This window comes from Modestobacter italicus, from assembly GCF_000306785.1.
In the GTDB taxonomy this organism is placed as follows: Bacteria; Actinomycetota; Actinomycetes; order Mycobacteriales; family Geodermatophilaceae; genus Modestobacter; species Modestobacter italicus.
In genome coordinates this window covers 2,681,181-2,697,614 of record NC_017955.1, presented here as the reverse complement: position 1 = coordinate 2,697,614, position 16,434 = coordinate 2,681,181, and the positions used below count along the sequence as shown (strand labels likewise).

At 76.1% G+C, this 16,434-nt stretch carries 11 protein-coding genes and 2 pseudogenes; 8 read left to right on the top strand and 5 right to left on the bottom strand.

Annotated elements, in window-relative coordinates:
- Positions 1 to 83 precede the first annotated feature (83 nt).
- Positions 84 to 1,103: a galactokinase gene (locus MODMU_RS27055; RefSeq protein WP_014740750.1), complete on the top strand. Its 1,020-nt coding sequence runs from the start codon at positions 84 to 86 to the stop codon at positions 1,101 to 1,103.
- Between the two features lie 47 nt (positions 1,104 to 1,150).
- Here the strand turns inward: MODMU_RS27055 and MODMU_RS13105 are convergent, their stop codons facing one another.
- A complete protein-coding gene (locus MODMU_RS13105; protein WP_014740749.1) occupies positions 1,151 to 3,346 on the bottom strand; it encodes a cytochrome P450/oxidoreductase in 2,196 nt (731 codons plus the stop codon).
- A 229-nt stretch (positions 3,347 to 3,575) separates the two neighbouring features.
- On the bottom strand, positions 3,576 to 4,787 hold the full coding sequence (locus MODMU_RS13100; RefSeq protein ID WP_014740748.1) for an FAD-dependent oxidoreductase: 1,212 nt from the start codon (positions 4,785 to 4,787) through the stop codon (positions 3,576 to 3,578).
- 121 nt (positions 4,788 to 4,908) lie between these two features.
- Here MODMU_RS13100 and MODMU_RS13095 point away from each other — a divergent pair, with 121 nt between their 5' ends.
- Both MODMU_RS13095 and MODMU_RS13090 read left to right on the top strand, forming a co-directional pair.
- Complete coding sequence (locus tag MODMU_RS13095; protein ID WP_014740747.1) at positions 4,909 to 5,571, top strand: TetR/AcrR family transcriptional regulator; 663 nt, start codon at positions 4,909 to 4,911, stop codon at positions 5,569 to 5,571.
- A 114-nt stretch (positions 5,572 to 5,685) separates the two neighbouring features.
- Complete coding sequence (locus MODMU_RS13090; protein ID WP_014740746.1) at positions 5,686 to 5,901, top strand: hypothetical protein; 216 nt, start codon at positions 5,686 to 5,688, stop codon at positions 5,899 to 5,901.
- A gap of 9 nt (positions 5,902 to 5,910) precedes the next feature.
- On the opposite strand, the gene MODMU_RS13085 is transcribed toward MODMU_RS13090, so the two are convergent.
- A complete protein-coding gene (locus MODMU_RS13085) occupies positions 5,911 to 6,666 on the bottom strand; it encodes an IclR family transcriptional regulator (protein ID WP_041795255.1) in 756 nt (251 codons plus the stop codon).
- A 157-nt stretch (positions 6,667 to 6,823) separates the two neighbouring features.
- Here MODMU_RS13085 and MODMU_RS13080 point away from each other — a divergent pair.
- The 3 genes and pseudogenes from MODMU_RS13080 to MODMU_RS13070 form a co-directional block, all read left to right on the top strand.
- Positions 6,824 to 7,747: pseudogene (locus tag MODMU_RS13080) on the top strand (PDR/VanB family oxidoreductase); the annotation flags it as partial.
- Between the two features lie 24 nt (positions 7,748 to 7,771).
- Positions 7,772 to 8,983: a cytochrome P450 gene (locus MODMU_RS13075; protein ID WP_014740743.1), complete on the top strand. Its 1,212-nt coding sequence runs from the start codon at positions 7,772 to 7,774 to the stop codon at positions 8,981 to 8,983.
- 110 nt (positions 8,984 to 9,093) lie between these two features.
- Positions 9,094 to 10,419 carry a PP2C family protein-serine/threonine phosphatase gene (locus MODMU_RS13070; protein ID WP_014740742.1) on the top strand — a complete coding sequence of 442 codons (1,326 nt, stop codon included), beginning with the start codon at positions 9,094 to 9,096 and terminating at the stop codon, positions 10,417 to 10,419.
- A gap of 4 nt (positions 10,420 to 10,423) precedes the next feature.
- On the opposite strand, the gene MODMU_RS29510 is transcribed toward MODMU_RS13070, so the two are convergent.
- Complete coding sequence (locus MODMU_RS29510; RefSeq protein ID WP_014740741.1) at positions 10,424 to 10,621, bottom strand: ATP-binding protein; 198 nt, start codon at positions 10,619 to 10,621, stop codon at positions 10,424 to 10,426.
- A gap of 492 nt (positions 10,622 to 11,113) precedes the next feature.
- Here MODMU_RS29510 and MODMU_RS30325 point away from each other — a divergent pair.
- Together MODMU_RS30325 and MODMU_RS29505 are read left to right on the top strand one after the other, a co-directional pair.
- A pseudogene (locus MODMU_RS30325) lies at positions 11,114 to 11,566 on the top strand (adenylate/guanylate cyclase domain-containing protein); the annotation flags it as partial.
- A gap of 428 nt (positions 11,567 to 11,994) precedes the next feature.
- Positions 11,995 to 13,830 carry an ATP-binding protein gene (locus MODMU_RS29505; RefSeq protein WP_014740738.1) on the top strand — a complete coding sequence of 612 codons (1,836 nt, stop codon included), beginning with the start codon at positions 11,995 to 11,997 and terminating at the stop codon, positions 13,828 to 13,830.
- Positions 13,831 to 13,852: 22 nt separating this feature from the next.
- Here the strand turns inward: MODMU_RS29505 and MODMU_RS13055 are convergent, their stop codons facing one another.
- Positions 13,853 to 16,396 carry an HAD-IC family P-type ATPase gene (locus tag MODMU_RS13055; RefSeq protein ID WP_014740737.1) on the bottom strand — a complete coding sequence of 848 codons (2,544 nt, stop codon included), beginning with the start codon at positions 16,394 to 16,396 and terminating at the stop codon, positions 13,853 to 13,855.
- Between the last annotated feature and the right edge of the window lie 38 nt (positions 16,397 to 16,434).

The window sequence follows — 16,434 nt, the reverse complement described above, 5'->3', positions numbered from 1 at the left end:
GCGGGGCGAGGGCGGCTACTCTCAAATCAGAATATCCATTCTGATCCTGGGCGGAAGCCCGCTCCCTCTGGAGGCACCGCCGGATGACCGCCAGCCCGCTGCTCGCCCCGCCGCTCGTCGACCCGGCTCCCGCCGCACCGCTGACCCGGGCGGACCGGGGCTGCGGCGCCACCGTGCGGACCGCCGGTGACGCGCTGGACCGGCGGGCCGGCCGGCTGGCCGCCGAGTTCGCTGCCCGCTTCGGCGCCGAGCCGGCAGTGGTGACTGCCGTGCCGGCTGCGGTGACGCTGCTCGGCGGGGACCTCGGGCCGGTGCTGGGCGCCGCCGTCGACCGGTACGCCCTGGCAGCGGTGCGCACCACGGGGAACGGGCGGGTCGACCTGCTCACCGAGCGGGACTTCCCGGCGGGCGCGGGGCTGGGGTCGCGTGCCGCGGAGCGCTGCGCGGTCCGCCGGGCGCTGCTCGAGCTCGGCCGGCCCGACGCCCTGCCCTGGACGGCGGGGGAGCTGACCGCCCGGCTCGGGCGCCCGGGCACGGCGCTGGTGCTCGGGTCGACCCCGGGCGTCGTCACGCACGTGGCCCTCGACCTCGCCGCCTGGGACCTGTCCCTCCTGCTGCTGGACACCGGCGCCCGGCACCTCGGCGCGGACGGCGCCCTGCGGGCGCGGCGGCGGGTGCTGGACCGGGCCGCTGCGGCGCTGGGCACCACCCCGGCCACGGCGACCCCGGAGCAGCTGGCCACGCTGGCCGGGTCCACGGATCAGGTGGTCGGCCGGTACGCCCGCCACCTGGTCACCGAGCGCGCGCGGCTCGACGCGGCGGTCCGGCGGCTCGGCGCCGGTGACGTGGCCGCGCTCGGCGAGCTGATGACCGCCTCGCACCACTCGCTCAGCCAGGACCTGCGCACGACCACCCGGCAGCTGGACCGCACCGTCGAGGCGGCGTGCGCCACCGGTGCCGTCGGGGCGCGGATGGCCGGCGCCGGGCTGGGCGGCGCGGTGCTGGTCCTGGTGCCGACCGCCCGAGTGGGCGCGGTCGTCGCCGCGGTCGGCGAGGCGGCTGCGGAGGCCGGGTTCCCGGCCCCCCGCCAGCACCCCGCCTGACCGCCACCGGCCGCGCGCGGGTGGTCAGCTGACCCCGTCCTCCTGCCTCACAGGTCGAGGACCAGCCGCTGCCCGCGGCAGCGGGACACGCAGGTCATGATCGTCTCACCGGCCAGCCGCTCCTCCAGGCCCAGCACGGAGTCGCGGTGCTCGGGGACGCCGTCGAGGACACGGACCTCACAGGTGCCGCAGGTGCCCTCGCGGCAGGTGGACAGCACCGCGGCGCCGGCCCGGTTGACCGCGTCCAGCACGGTCTCGTCCTCGCCGACGGTCACGACCGTGCCGCTGCGGGCGAGCGCCACCTCGAACGGGCGGTTGGGCTCGGCGGAGGTGGGCCGGGCAGCGAACCGCTCCAGCACCAGCTGCGCCTCCCGTCCGGCGGCCCGGGCGGAGTCCTCCAGCCCGGTGAGCAGCTGCTCGGGGCCGCAGGCGTACACGTAGCCGTCCTCCGCCGGGAGCCCGGACCACAGGCCGTTCAGGTCGAACCGGCCGAGCTCGCGGCTCGGCCACACCTGGACCCGGTCGGGGTGCCGCGCCACCAGCTCGTCGACGTAGGGCATGCGCTGCCGGTCCCGGCCGAGGAACACCAGCTGCCAGTCGGTCCCGCGGTGCTCGGCCTCCTCGATCATCGGCAGCAGCGGGGTGATCCCGATGCCCCCGGCGACGAGGACCAGGGACGCCGCCGGGCGGAGCCGGAAGTGGTTGCGGGGGCCGCGGATGCGCAGCCGGTCGCCGGCCCGCACCTGGTCGTGGACCGCCGCGGACCCGCCGCGGCCGGTCTCCTCGCGCAGCACGGCGATCCGGAGCTCGCCGGTGCCGGGCCGGCCGCACAGCGAGTACTGCCGCAGCGCGCCGTCCGGCAGCTCCAGGTCGATGTGCGCGCCCGGCTCCCAGTCCGGCAGCGCCCCGGGCCCGTCCGCGGTGAGGGTCAGCTCGACGACGTCCGCGGTCAGCGTCCGGCGGGCGGCCACCGTCACCGGCAGGGCCGCGGCGGGCGCGGGGGCAGCGACGGTCCCGGTCGGTTGCCGCTCGGGAACCGGCAGCGGGGTCCACGACAGCGGCAGCGCCACCATCCCGCGCCCGGCGGAGACCGGCAGGTACTGCAGCTCCTCGTACGGCACCGCCAACCGCAGGTCCGGCAGCCGCTCGTGCAGCACGTCGAGCTCGATCCGCAGCAGCAGCCGGGCCAGCGGCGCACCCAGGCACGCGTGCACGCCCTGGCTGAAGCCCAGGTGCGGCACGGCCCAGGAGCGGTCCAGGTCGAGGGCGTCGGGGGAGGAGAACCGGCTGGGGTCCCGGGACCCGGAGGCGTAGGCGAGGAACACCTCCTCACCCGCCTGCAGCCGCACCCCGCCGAGCTGGGTGTCCCGGGTGACCAGGCGCTTCATGCCGGTGATCGCCGACTCGTAGCGGAACAGCTCCTCCAGCGCCGCGGCACGGCTGGTGTCGTCGCGCTGCGCCGCCGCGTACCGCGCCGGGTCGGCGAGCAGGTGCGACAGGCCGGTGCAGATCAGGTTCGACGTCGTCTCGTGCCCGGCCAGCATCAGGCCGGGGAACAGCGACAGCATCTCGAAGTCGGTCATCTCGACGGCGCCGGAGTCGCGCACGTCCCACACGTGGCTGATCAGGTCGTCGCGGCGGTCCTCCTTGCGCTCGGCCATCACCTCCAGCACGTGGTCGTGCAGGTCCAGCAGCCGCTGCGCCTTCTCCTCCGGCGTGCCCGGGTGGGGATCGGCGGGGCCGAGGAAGAAGCCGAGCGCCGCGCCGATCCACTCGGCGCGGTCGGCGTCCAGGCCGACCACGTGGGCGATCACCCGCAGCGGCAGCGGGAGGCCGAAGGAGGCCTTGAGGTCGGTGGACCCCTGCTCGACGAAGCCGTCGATCAGCCGGTGCGCCTGCTCCCGGATCCACGGCTCGTACCGGGCGAGCCGGCGGGGCATGAAGAAGGTGTTGACCGCGGCCCGCAGCCGGTCGTGGTCCGGGTCGTCCAGGCCGAGCAGCGTGCCTCGGGACGGCACCCGGCCGGCGAACATCTCCCGGAACGGGGACGGCATCTCCGGCACCGTCGCGGAGGAGGAGAAGGTGTCCGGGTCGTGCAGCGCCTGGACGATCTCGTCGTAGCGGCTGACCACCCGGGCACCGAACGGCTCGGCGTAGGGCAGGCCGTCGGTGGCCCGGGCGGTGGCGAGGTCTCCGAAGAGGGAACGCGGGGAGGTGAAGGGGCAGGTGCCCTGGGGCGACATGGGTCCTCCGGCTCGGGGATGTCAGTGCCCCGCCGGCAGGTAGCGCACAGGCGGGACACACGGGTGTCCGTCTGCTCGCCCGGTGCGCTGGTCGCACCGAGGGGGATTATCCGCCCCGGCCTGGTCGCCGAGCGTCCTCACCCCACCTGAAGTAGCCGCAGCCTACCGTCGAGCGCGGCGCCGGACCAGAACCATGACTCTGGTTCTTCGTGACGGGGCCTGCCGCCGGTCAGTCGACCATCAGGGCCAGCTGCCGGCTGATCTCGCGGGGGTTGGAGTCGCCGGCGACCTTCTGCAGGAACGGCGTGTGGTCGAACAGGAAGTCCCGGACCGGGCGCAGCGGGGCGGGCGCGTGGTGGAAGACCTTCCCAAGCAGGTATGCCTGCTGCACCTGCCGGGCGGTGTGCGGCTTGCGCGGGTCCTCGTAGGTCTGCAGGGCCCGGGCGAGGGCGGCGGGGTCGGTGAGGTCCACCCCGCGCAGCGCCCGGCCGAGGAAGTACCCGTCCTCGATCGACATGCCCGCGCCGTAGGCGGCGTAGGGCGAGGTCGGGTGCGCGGCGTCGCCGACCAGGGTGGCCCGGCCCTTCGACCACTGCCGCAGCGCCGGGCGGTCGCGCAGCACCCAGCGCTGCACGCTGCCCGGGTCGGTGGCGGCGACGAGGCCCGGGAGCGGGGCGGGGAACTCCGCGGCCAGCGCGGCGGCCGCGGCCTTGAGGTCGGCCGGGGCCGGGGCGTCGGGGTCGGTGGCGGTGAGCACCCACCACTGGTGGCCGTCGCGCCCCTTGTTCCGGATCGACGTCCAGCTGCCCTGGGTGGTCCGGCTGTGGCTGAGCAGGCAGGTGTTCGGGGTCGTGCCGGGCACCTCGGCGAAGGTGAACCCGCCGAAGATGTGCAGCCGGTGCTCCCGCTTGGGTGCGTCCCCCCACAGCGTGCGGCGGACCAGGGAGTCGATGCCGTCGGCGCCCACCAGCAGGTCGTGCTCGGCGGTGCTGCCGTCGGCGAAGTGCAGCGTGACGGCCCGGTCGTCGTGGGTGATCCGCTCGACCTGGGAGCCGAAGCGGATCACGCCCGCGGGCAGCGCGGCGAGCATCCGCTCGTAGAGCTCCGGGCGTAGCAGCCCGATGAACCCGCCGCCGTACTCGCGCTTCACGTCCTCGTCCAGCTTGACCCGGACGCGGACCCGGCCGTGCACGTTGCGGAACTCCGAGTCGGTGGGGGCGCCGAGGTCGTCGGTGTCCACGCCCAGCGAGCGCAGCGCCTTCAGCGGCGGTGGCCAGAGGTTGAGGATGTTCCCGGCCGGCCGGGCCTCGCGGTAGCGCTCGTAGACCACCACGTCGTGGCCGGCCTGCAGCGCGCCGAGCGCCGCGGCCATGCCGGCCGGGCCCGCGCCGAGCACGGCGACCCGGCCGCGCGGTCCGGAGGGGGAGGGGGTGGGGGACATCGGGCACCTCACGACGACGGGACAAACAGTAGCGTGCGCTACTGTTGAGCCGAGACTGTAGCGCGCGTCACCGGCCCGTCAAGGACGGCGCCGTGCCGGGAGGACCGGGGAGGATGGCGGCATGGCCGAGCTGGAGCCGACGCCGCCCGCGGACCTGGAGGTCCGCCCGCCGCAGCAGCGCCGCAGCCGCGAGGCGTGGAGCCGGGTGCTCGACGCGGGGGTGGCGATCCTCGAGGACGGCGGCTCCGAGGCCTTCACCATCGCCGCCGTCTGCGCGCGGGCCGGCGTCGCACCCCCGGCCATCTACGCCCGCACCACCAGCAAGGACGCCCTCTTCCTGGCGGTCTACGAGCACGGCATCGCGCGGCTGCTGGCCGACCAGGCGGTGCTGGCCGACCCCGCCCGGTGGGACGGCCTGGCCCCGGCCGAGCTGGTCCGCGCGGCGGTCGCCGAGGTGGTGCGGGTCTTCCTGCGCCACGAGCGGTTCCTGCGCGCCGTCGTCCTGGTGTCGGCGGCGCACCCCGAGGTGCGCCGGCGCGGCTCGGGCTACGGCCGGCTGCTGGGCGACCAGTTCGGGGCGGTGGTGCTGCGCGCGGCGGGGGCGATCACCCACCCCGACCCGCCGGCCGCGGTGCGGGCCTGCTTCGGCACGGTCTTCGCCGCCGCGGTGATCCGGGTGGCCTACGGGCCGGGCTTCGCCGCGTCGGCTGAGACCAGCGACGAGGTGTTCGCCGCCGACCTGGGGGAGACCGCGGTCCGCTACCTGCTGGCCGAGTGCCCATAGACCCCGGTGATGCCGATCGTCAGCACCAGTTGTTTCCCCTCCGGCCCCCTCGGCCGCACACTGCTCGCAGGGTGCGGGTCAACGGTGACCTGCCGTCCTGAGCCGGAGGACGCCATGAGCGAGTCCGCGACGTTCCTGGAGATCGTGGCGCCGCTGCGCGCCGAGTTCGCCATCGACCCGGCGACGGGCACCCTCTGCGGTCGCCGCCGCGGCGTGCTGGCCCGGCTGGTCCTCGGCCTGTCGGTGCTCGGCTGCGCGCAGGGCGTGACCATGCTGACGCCGGCCGCGACGCTCGGCGGCCTCCCGGACCGGGCGGTCGGGCAGCCCTGACCCCGGGCGTCACCCCGCCGGGGCGTGCAGCGAGCGGGTGATCCCGCGCGCGGTGGCCGACAGCAGCGGGACCAGGCTCCCGCCGCGCCCGTCGTTGGGCACGATCACCGACAGCGCGGCGACCACCTCGCCCCGCCCGTCGCGCACCGGCACCGCCACCCCGGTCGCGTCCGGGTGCTGATGGCCGGCGAGCACGGCCGCGGAGGTGCGCCGGACCTCGGCCAGCGCCGTCCGCAGCTGGGCCGCGCTGCCGAACCCGGCCGGGGTGACCGGGTGCAGCGGCCGGGCCAGCACGCGCTGCTGCAGCTCGGGCGGGGCGTACGCCAGCAGGACCAGCCCGGACGACGACGTCGGCAGCGCCAGCCGGCCGGCGATCCGGGAGTAGTTGACCACCGCGTCCCGGGCGCTGAGCCGTTCCAGGAACAGGACGTCCTCGCCGTCCAGCACGCCGAGCTGCACGTGGTGACCCACCACCGCGTGCACGTCCTCCAGGAACGGCATCGCCGCGTCGCGCAGGGACACCGTGGGGGAGGCGCGCGCCCCGAGCTCCCAGAGCCGGACGCCGACCCGCACCTGGCGGTCCGGGCCCCGCTCGAGCAGGCCGTGCGCGACCAGCTCGGCGACCAGCCGGGACGCGGTGGCCACGTGCAGGCCGCTGCGCCGGGCCACCTCGCCGACGGACAGGGTCGGTGAGTCGGCGGTGAAGGCGGCCAGCACCCGCACGGCGCGGGCCAGCACCGACTCGCCTGTCGGGGTCCGGGGCACGGCCCCAGTGTGACACCGGTCTCTCGTCCATTGAGAAGTCCCTTCTGCCGGGGGTGACCCGGGTCGCACCCTCGACACGACGACGAGGAGGTCGCCCGTGCTCACCGCAACGCAGCCCAGCAGGACCCGCTCCGGCGGGGTGGACCGCACGACCGTCCGGGTGGTGGACAAGACACCGGTCGCCGACGGCGTGGTGACGCTCACCCTCGCCGCCCCGGACGGCGGCCGGCTGCCGGACTGGTCGCCCGGCGCGCACGTCGACCTGACCCTGGACAACGGCCTCACCCGGCAGTACTCGCTGTGCGGGGACCGCTGGGACGCGCACACCTACCGGGTGGGCGTGCTGCTGGAGCCCACCAGCCGGGGCGGCTCCCGGCACGTGCACGAGCAGTTGGAGCCCGGGCACCTCGTGGGGCTGGGCGGTCCGCGGAACAACTTCCCGCTCGTGCCCGCCGAGTCCTACCTGTTCGTGGCCGGTGGCATCGGGATCACCCCGATCCTGCCGATGGTGGAGCAGGCCGAGCTGCTCGGCGCCGACTGGCGGCTGCTGTACGGCGGGCGGCAGCGCGGCTCGATGGCGTTCCTGACCGAGCTGTCCCGCTACGGCGACCGGGTGCTGGTGCGGCCGCAGGACGAGCACGGCCTGCTGGACCTGCCCGCCTTCCTGGGCGAGCCGCGGCCGGGCACCCCGGTGTACAGCTGCGGGCCGGCGCCCCTCCTGGCCGCGATGGAGGCGGCGTGCGCCGGCTGGCCGGCCCGCTCCCTGCACGTCGAACGGTTCGTCGCCGAGGACCGCGGCGCCCCGGTCCGGACGACGTCCTTCGACGTGGAGCTGCACCGCTCCGGGCGGACGGTCACCGTCGCCCCGGACGTCTCGGTGCTGGAGGCGGTCGCCGCCGCCGGCGTGGAGGTCCTGTCCTCCTGCCGGCAGGGCACCTGCGGCACCTGCGAGACCACCGTGCTCGCCGGTGTCCCCGACCACCGCGACTCCCTGCTGGACGACGCGGAGCGCGCTGCCGGCGACTGCATGTACCCCTGCGTCTCCCGGTCGTGCAGCGACCGCCTCGTCCTCGACCTCTGAACCGCCGACCCGCTGGAGCCTGCCGTGACCCTCGCCCCGAGCCGCGCCACCGACCTGCCGGTCAGCGACGCCGACCCGTTCAGCCACGAGGTCCTCGAGGACCCGCTGCCGATGCACGAGCAGCTGCGCGAGGCCGGTCCGGTCGTGTACCTGAGCCGCTACGACGTGTACGCCCTGGCGCGCTACGAGCAGGTGCACGCCGCCCTGGTCGACTGGCAGCAGTTCCAGTCCGCCGCCGGCGTGGGGCTGTCCAACTTCCGCACCGAGAAGCCGTGGCGCCCGCCCAGCCTGCTGCTGGAGGCCGACCCGCCGCGGCACGACGCACCGCGCCGGGTGCTCAGCAAGGTGCTGGGCCCGCGGGCCCTGCGCGGCCTGCGCGACGCGTGGGTCGCCGACGCCGAGGTGCTGGTCGACGAGGTGCTCGCCGATGGCCCGGAGTTCGACGTCGTCCCCCGGCTGGCCGAGGCGTTCCCGCTGCGGGTCTTCCCCGACGCCGTCGGGCTGCCGGCGGAGGGCCGGGAGAACCTGCTGCCCTACGGGGACCACGCCTTCAACGCCTTCGGGCCCGCCAACGACCTGGTGGCCAAGGGGGAGCACCGGGTTGCCGAGCTGTCCGGGTGGGTGGGCAGCGTGTGCGCCCGCGACGTCCTCGCCCCCGAGGGGTTCGGGGCCGACATCTGGGCCGCGGCCGACCGCGGCGACATCACCCCGGCGATGGCCCCGCTGGTCGTCCGCTCGTTGCTCACCGCCGGGGTGGACACCACGGTGCACGGCATCTCCGCCGTCCTCTCCGGCTTCGCCACCCATCCCGACCAGTGGCAGCGGCTCCGTCAAGACCCGGGTCTCGCGCGGGTGGCGTTCGACGAGGCGGTCCGCTGGGAGTCCCCGGTGCAGACCTTCTTCCGGACCGCGACCACCGACGTGCGGATCGGCGGCACCGTCGTCCCCGAGGGGCGCAAGGTGCTGATGTTCCTGGCCGCCGCCAACCGCGACCCGCGCCGGTGGACCGACCCCGACCGGTTCGACCTGGGCCGCGACCCCTCCGGCCACGTGGGCTTCGGCATGGGCCTGCACCAGTGCGTCGGCCAGCACGTCGCCCGGCTCGAGGCCGAGGCCGTGCTCACCGCACTGGCCCGGCGGGTCCGGTCGATCGAGCTGGCCGGGGCTCCCCGCCGGCACCACAACAACACGCTGCGGGCCTGGGAGAGCCTCCCCGTCCGGCTCGAGGTCGGCTGACCCGGCCGCGGGACGGGCTAGGCTCGGCCCTGCTCCACCCGGCGCTCCGCCGGAGCGCCTGGGTCGCCGACCGGTCACCCCTGCCGTGGCGGGACCTGGTGGGAGGACCGATGCCGGACGACGTGCACGACCAGCTCGGCGCCGCGGTGCGCACCCGGCAGCCCGGCCCGGGGGTCGGCTTCGCGGACGCGGCGGGGCGGTCCCGCACCGAGAGCCTCGGTGAGCGGGTGCTGGGCTCCCTGCTCGACCGGGCGCACCTGATGCCGGCCCGGCTGGTCGGCCCGCTGGTGGCCCAGGAGATCACCGCCGTCGGCGGCACCGACGTGAGCATCTGGCTGCAGGACTACGACCAGCGGACCCTGCAACCCCTCACCGGACCGGGTCTGCGCGGCGTGCCGGCGCCGATCGACGGGAGCCTGCCCGGGCGCGCCTTCACCCAGGACGCCCGGATCGAGCAGCCGCTGGCCGACGGCTGCGTGCGGCTGTACCTGCCGATGCTGGACGGCTCGGACCGGGTCGGCGTGCTGGCGTTCACCCTGCCCGGGGTCGACGACAACGACCGCCGGCTCGCCCAGCGGCTGGCCGGGCTGACCGCCGACCTCGTCGTCACCAAGTCGCTGTACACCGGCACGTTCGCCCAGGTGCGGGCCGCCGCGCCGATGAGCCTGTCGGCGCACCTGCAGTGGCAGACGCTGCCGCCGCTGGTGATGACCACCCCGGACGTCGCCCTGGCCGGCATCCTGGAACCGGCCTACGACGTGGGCGGGGACAGCTTCGACTACGCCCTCGACGACCACGTCCTGCACCTGGCCGTCTTCGACGCCATGGGCCACGGGCTGGAGGCGGCGATCATGGCCACCGTGGTGGTGGCCGCCTACCGGCACGGCCGGCGGTCGGCTGCGTCGCTGCCGGACCTCTACGTGCACATGGACGACGTGCTCGCCGCATCCCACCCGGGCCGCTTCGCCACCGCCCAGGTCGGCCGGCTGGACACCGAGACCGGCGTGCTCAGCTGGGTCAACGCCGGCCACCCCGCAGCGCTGCTGGTCCGCGCGGGCGGCGCGGTGTCCGAGCTGACCGGGCCGATCACCCGGCCGGTGGGGTTCGGCGGCGCCACGCCCGCGGTGCAGACCGTGCAGCTGGCGCCGGGTGACCGGGTGCTGTTCTTCACCGACGGCGTCGTCGAGGAGCGGCTCGAGGACGGCGGCCAGTTCGGCGAGGCCCGGCTGGGGGAGCTCGTCGAGCAGAGCGGGTCCGACGGGCTGGGCGTGGCCGAGACCGTGCGGCGGCTCTCGCACACCCTGATGGCCGCGCGCGGGGGCCGGACCAGCGACGACGCCTCGCTGCTCCTCGTCGAGTGGCGCGGGCCGCCCCGGGACGACGAGCTGGCCCGCGGCATCCTGGGCGGCCTGCCCGCCGGCGACATCGACAGCTGACCGGTCAGACCGCGGGCAGCACCGCGGCCCAGACGTGCTTGCGGCCACCATCGGCGGCCCAGCCGACCGCCGCCGCCAACCGGGCGACCAGGTGCAGCCCCAGCCCGCCCAGGGCCGGGTCCCGGCCGACCGCCGGCGCGGGCGGGGAGTCCGGGCAGGCGTCGCTGACGTCGATCAGCCACCCGTGCGGGCACCCGTGCACCTGGACCCGGATCGGGGCGCCGCTGTGCCGCAGACCGTTCGAGGCGAGCTCCTCGAAGCGAGCAGCAGCCGGTCGACGTCGTCGGGCGAGGCCCCCGCGGGCAGGCTGCGGCGCAGGTCGGTGCGTGCCGCGGTGAGCTCGGCGGGGCGGGCGATGGCCCAGGTCCAGGTGTCGCGGGCCGCGGTCGGGGTCGGGGGGACGCGCTGCGCCCAGGTGGCGGCGTGGCCGGTGCTCATCGGCTCCTGCTGTGGTCGAGCGGCTGGTCTCGCCGCGCTGGGGAGGACGGCACCCGGTCGGCAGGGTCGACCGGGCGCACCGAGCTCCCAGCGTCCCACTCCCCGGGCGGGCGGGCACGTCGATCAACCGGTCAGCGGGGTCACCGCTCCCGGCCGGACCGGTCGACCGGGCCTGGTGGGCGAGCGGCACCGTTCCTAAGCTGGCCCCGTCCAGGGGCCTGCTCCGCCGGGGCCACGCCAGGAGAGCGAGACGGACATGGCCCGGAACGTCACGACCGGCGCAGGGCAGCAGCCGGAGGACGGGGCGCTGCCCACCGGCACGGTGACGTTCCTCTTCACCGACATCGCGGGGTCCACGCGGCTCCTCCGGGAGGACCGGCGGGAGTACGCAGCCGCGCTCGCGGACCACCGGACCGTGGTGCGAGCCGCCGTCGCGGCCCACGGCGGGCGGGAGGTGGACACCCAGGGGGACTCGTTCATGGTGGCGTTCCCCGCCGCCACCGAGGCGGTCGCCGCCGCGGCCGAGGCGCAGTTGTCACTGGCGGCCCACCCGTGGCCGGAGAGCGCCCGGGTGCGGGTGCGGATGGGGCTGCACAGCGGTGAGGCCACCCTCGCCGGGGGCGGCTACGTGGGTCTGGCGGTGCACCGGGCGGCGCGGATCGCGGCAGCGGCGGCCGGCGGCCAGGTGCTGCTGTCCGAGGCCACCGCGGCCCTCGTCGGCGACGAACCACCGTCCGGGACGGCGGTGCGCAGCCTGGGCCGGCATGCGCTGAAGGACTTCCCGGAGCCCGCCGGCCTCTACCAGCTGGACGTCGAGGGACTGCCCACCTCGTTCCCCGCACCCGCCACGCTGAGCCAGCACCGACGCCGGCCCCTGCCCGTGCCGGTCGGGGAGGTGCTCGGTCGCGACGAGGACCTCCCCGTCCTGGAGGCGCTGCTGACCGACCCCGGGACGCGGCTGGTGACGGTCACCGGACCGGGTGGTGTGGGGAAGACCAGGCTGGCACTCGAGGCGGCGCGGGCGGTGGCCGGCGCGTTCCCGGACGGCGTGGTGTTCGTGCCGTTGAGCGCGCTCACCGACCCCTCCCTCGTCCTCCCGACGGTGGCCGACGCCGTGGGCGCCCGCGCGACCCCGGGGTGGCGGCGCTGGACGCGCTCCGAGCGGCACTCGGCGAGGACCGGCTGCTGCTGGTGCTGGACAACTTCGAGCAGGTGGTGGCGGCCGCCGGCGACGTCGCGGCCCTGCTGGAGGCGGTGCCGGCCCTCGTCGTGCTGGTCACCAGCCGGCAGGCGCTGCGCGTCCGGCCCGAGCGGCTCCACCCCGTGGCACCCCTGGCCGCCACCCCGGCGGAGCGGTTGTTCGCCGAGCGCGCAGCCGCCGTCCACCCCGGCTTCACGCTGGACGCGGGCAACGCGGCCGTCGTCGCCGAGATCTGCCGACGGCTCGACGGGCTCCCGCTGGCCATCGAGCTCGCCGCCGCCCGGATCCGGCTGCTGCCCGCTCCTGCGCTGCTGGCCCGCCTCGCCGAGCGGCTGGACGTGATCGGGGACGGCCCGGTGGACCTCCCCGAGCGCCAGCGCACCCTGCGCGCGACCATGGAGTGGAGCTCCAGCCTCCTGGGCCGCCACGAGCAGGCGGTGTTCACCCGGCTCGGCGTCTTCTCCGGCGGGTGGACGCTCGACGCGGCCGAGGCCGTCTGCGGCCGGGCCGGCGAGCCTGCCGTCATCGACGCCCTCGCTGCCCTGCTGGACGCCAGCCTGCTGGTCGCCGCCGACGGATCCGCCTCGGAACCGCGCTGGTCGATGCTCGACACGGTGCGGAGCCACGCGGTGGAGAAGCTGCTGGCCTCCGCGGACCGCGCGGAGACCGAGCGACGCCACAGCCAGTGGCTGCTGGCGCTGTCCGACTCGTTCTGGCACACGGGCGCCCTCGGCTTCCCGGCCGCCCTCGCCCGCTTCGACCACGAGCGGGCTGACCTCCGGGCCGCGGTCCACCGGGCCGTCGCGGCCGGCGACGGGCAGACGGGGGTGGTGCTGGCCCGGAACTCGTTGCCGTACCTGGTGCGGCGCGACGGGGTGGGGGAGTTCGCGGCCTGGCTGGACGGGCTGCTGCGATCGGCGGACGAGCTGCCGCCCGCCGTGCGCGGGCGGGTGCTCGTCACCCGTGCGATGGCGGCCGGCTTCCTCGGCGACCTCAGCACCGTGCGCCCGCTCCTGGAGGAGGGCCGCCGGCTGCTCCCGGTCGACGTCGACGATCCCGAGCACCACTACGACCGGGCCGGCGCGGGCCTGGCCGGCGTCTACGCCGCCCTCGCCGACGGCTCGGTCGAGGAGGCGTCCCGGTGCATCGACGAGGTGGAGGCCGGCTTCGCGGCGGCGAGCCAGGAGGTCGGGCTGATGGTCGCCGCGCTGATCCGCGGGAACCTCGCCCTGCTCCTCCGGGACCACCACGGCGCCGAGACGAGCTACCGGGCAGCCCTGGAGATGGCGATCCGGCTGGAGGAGTCGAGCGCAGCCGGTGAGGTCCTCAGCCTGCTCGGCCTGGTCCTGCTCGGCCGGGGTGACGTGTCCGGCGGACGCCGGACCATCCTCGACGGTGCGGCCGCGAACCGGCGGAACGGCACCCCCGCCAACATGGTCCACGGTCTCGTGGGCCTGGCCGCGGTGGCCCTGGAGGACGGCCGGCCGGCAGCGGCCGCACGGGCCCTGGGTGCGGTGGACCGGGCACGCCAGGACACCACGCCGCCGCTGTGGCCGGTGCTGGGCACCCTGACCGAGGAGCTCACCGCCCGCACACGGCAGCAGTTGGGAGTCGAGGGCCACGAGGCGGCCAGCGCCGAGGGCCGGGGGTGGTCCCTGGTCCAGGCGCTGGACCGGACCCTGGCGGAGACGGCGGCCGCCGGGGGGAGCCGCAGCGACGGTGCGCCGGCCGCGATGGACCCCGGCGGGGCGGACGACGACGTCGCACGGTGATCCGGGACCCGGGCCGGGGCGTTCAGCGCGCGGGGTCGTCCGCCCCCGGGGCGGGGGCCAGCCCGAGGGTCCGCTCCAGGAGCCGGAGCCGGTAGGCCGCGCTGAGCAGCGCGAACCAGACCACCAGGGCCGGCAGCACCGTCCGGAAGACCGGGTCGGCGGCGTGCGTCAGGCCGAACCAGTCGGTGAACCAGGGCACGAACAACCCGCCGGAGAACGCCAGGAACAGCGCCAGGACCAGCACGGCCGGTCGCCGGTCGCCGTCCGGCCGCGTCCAGGAGGCGAAGAACCGGGTCGGCGGGCGCAGGAAGAGGATGAGCAGGAACGCCGCGTAGGAGACGAAGGTCGACAGCGCCGTCTGCGCGCCGATGGTCGCCGCGGCCTCGGTGAACCCCACGTCGCCGGAGCTCACGCCGGTGTACCGCTCGAAGTCGGCCACCACGACGTCGGGCACCCGGGACTGCGCGAAGCCGTCCAGCAGGGTCGTGTAGTGGTAGGCGTACAGCGCCGCGCCGGCGGCCGCGGTGAGCACCATCGCCGGGACGACGAACCGCCACAGCTCGGTCAGCAGGTGCGGGTCCGGGGCGGTCGGGCGCGCCCAGGTGGTGAGGAACAGCGTCGGGACGCCGACGGTGAGCAGCGTGAGCCCGACCTGCGCGGGGGAGTAGGGGAAGCCCAGCCCGAGCATGGTGACGGTGAGGATGACCAGGCCCTGGGTGCCGACCCGGGCCAGGAACACCTGCATCGAGGTGCCGATGCCTGCGATGATCCGGCGGCCCTCGTGCTGGGCGGGCAGCAGCGCGGCCAGCGAGTCGTCGGTGAGCACGATGTCGGCGACGTCCCGGGTGACCGCGCTGCCGCTGCGCATCGCCACCCCGACCTGGGCCCGCTTGAGCGCCCGGGCGTCGTTCACCCCGTCGCCGATCATCGCCACGTAGCGGCCGCGCCGGCGCAGCGAGCCCACCAGGCGCTCCTTCTGCTCGGGGGTGACCCGGCCGAACACGACGGCCCCGGCGACCACCTCGTCCAGCTCGGCGTCGGTCAGCGCGTCCAGCCCGGCCCCGCTCACCGGGTCCCCGGCGGGCAGCCCGGCCTGCCGGGCCAGCGCCGCCACGGTGGCCGGGTCGTCGCCGGAGACGACCTTCAGGTCGACGCCGTCGGCGGCGAACCGCGCGATCGCCTCGGGGACGCCGGGACGCAGCTCGTCGGCGAGCACCACCAGCGCCACCGGCTCCAGCGCCGGCAGCCGCGGCCGGCCGGAGGCGTCGCGCAGCGGGGCGGTGGCGTCGACGGCCCGGGCGGCGACGAGCACGCGCAGCCCCTGGGCGGTGCGCGCGGCCACCGCGTCGGTCAGCGGCCCCCCGGTCAGCTGCGCGGCCAGCCGGTCGGGAGCGCCTAGCACGTAGAGCGTGCCGTCGGTGCGCAGCGCGCTCCACCGCAGCGCCGAGGAGAACGGCACCTCGTCCCGGACCGGCAGCGGCTCCCCGGGCAGCGCGCCCGCCAGTGCCGCCGTCGTCAGGTTCCCCGCCGTGGTGCTGGCCGCCATCGAGCCGACCAGCCGCTCGACGTCGGCGGCCGGCAGCGGGCCCACCGGCAGCACCTCGGCGAGGGTCAGCCGGCCGGTGGTGAGGGTGCCGGTCTTGTCGGTGCAGACGACGTCGACGTTGCTCAACGACTCCACCGCGTTGACCTGCTGCACGAGCGCGCCGTGGCCGGCGCTCCGCGCCGCGCCGACGGTGTAGGCGACGGCGACGAGGAAGAACAACCCGTAGGGGACCAGCCCGGACAGCACCGCGGTGGTCTGCACGACCCGCTCCAGCGAGAAGCCCTCCAGCCCGGCCTGCGCCAGGATCGCCGCGCTCATCAGGCCGACCAGCACCATCACCAGCCGGACGACGAACCCGATCCGCCGCTGCAGCGGCGTGCTGTCGGTCGACACCCGGCGCACGTCGGCGGTCAGCCGGCTGGCGTGGCTGGCCGCGCCGACGTCCCGGGCCAGCTGGTGGCCCTCGCCGCCCACGCAGTGGCTGCCGGAGAGCAGGTCGTCGCCGGGCTCCTTGCGCAGCGCCTCGGACTCGCCGGTCAGCAGCGACTCGTCCACCTCCAGCCGGCCGCCGTCCAGGACCGGGCCGTCGACGACGACCTGGTCGCCGGGGCGCAGGTGCAGCACGTCGCCGCGGACGACCTGGTCGGGGACCACCTCGACGTCCCGGCCGTCGCGGACGACGGTGACCCGGCCGCGGCTGAGCAGCTGCAGCCGGTCGAGCTTGCGCTTGGCCCGGATCTCCTGCACGGCGCTGATGGCGGCGTTGACCAGGCCCAGGCCGACGCTGGTGAGGGCGTCGTCGTAGCGGCCCAGCGCGAGCAGCGCCGCGCCGATGACGAACAGCACGAGGTTGAAGAAGGAGAAGACGTTGGTGCGCAGGACCGCGGCGTAGCTCCGCGAGGAGCCCCGGGTCGCGGTGTTGGCCTCGCCCCGCCGGCGCCGCGCCTCGGCCTCCCGCTCGCTCAGCCCCGGGGGAGCGCCGGGCACCACCTGCACGCTCATCGGGTCCCCGGTCTGCACGGGGTCGATCCTCGCGCAGACCGGGTGGGGCCCCGCGC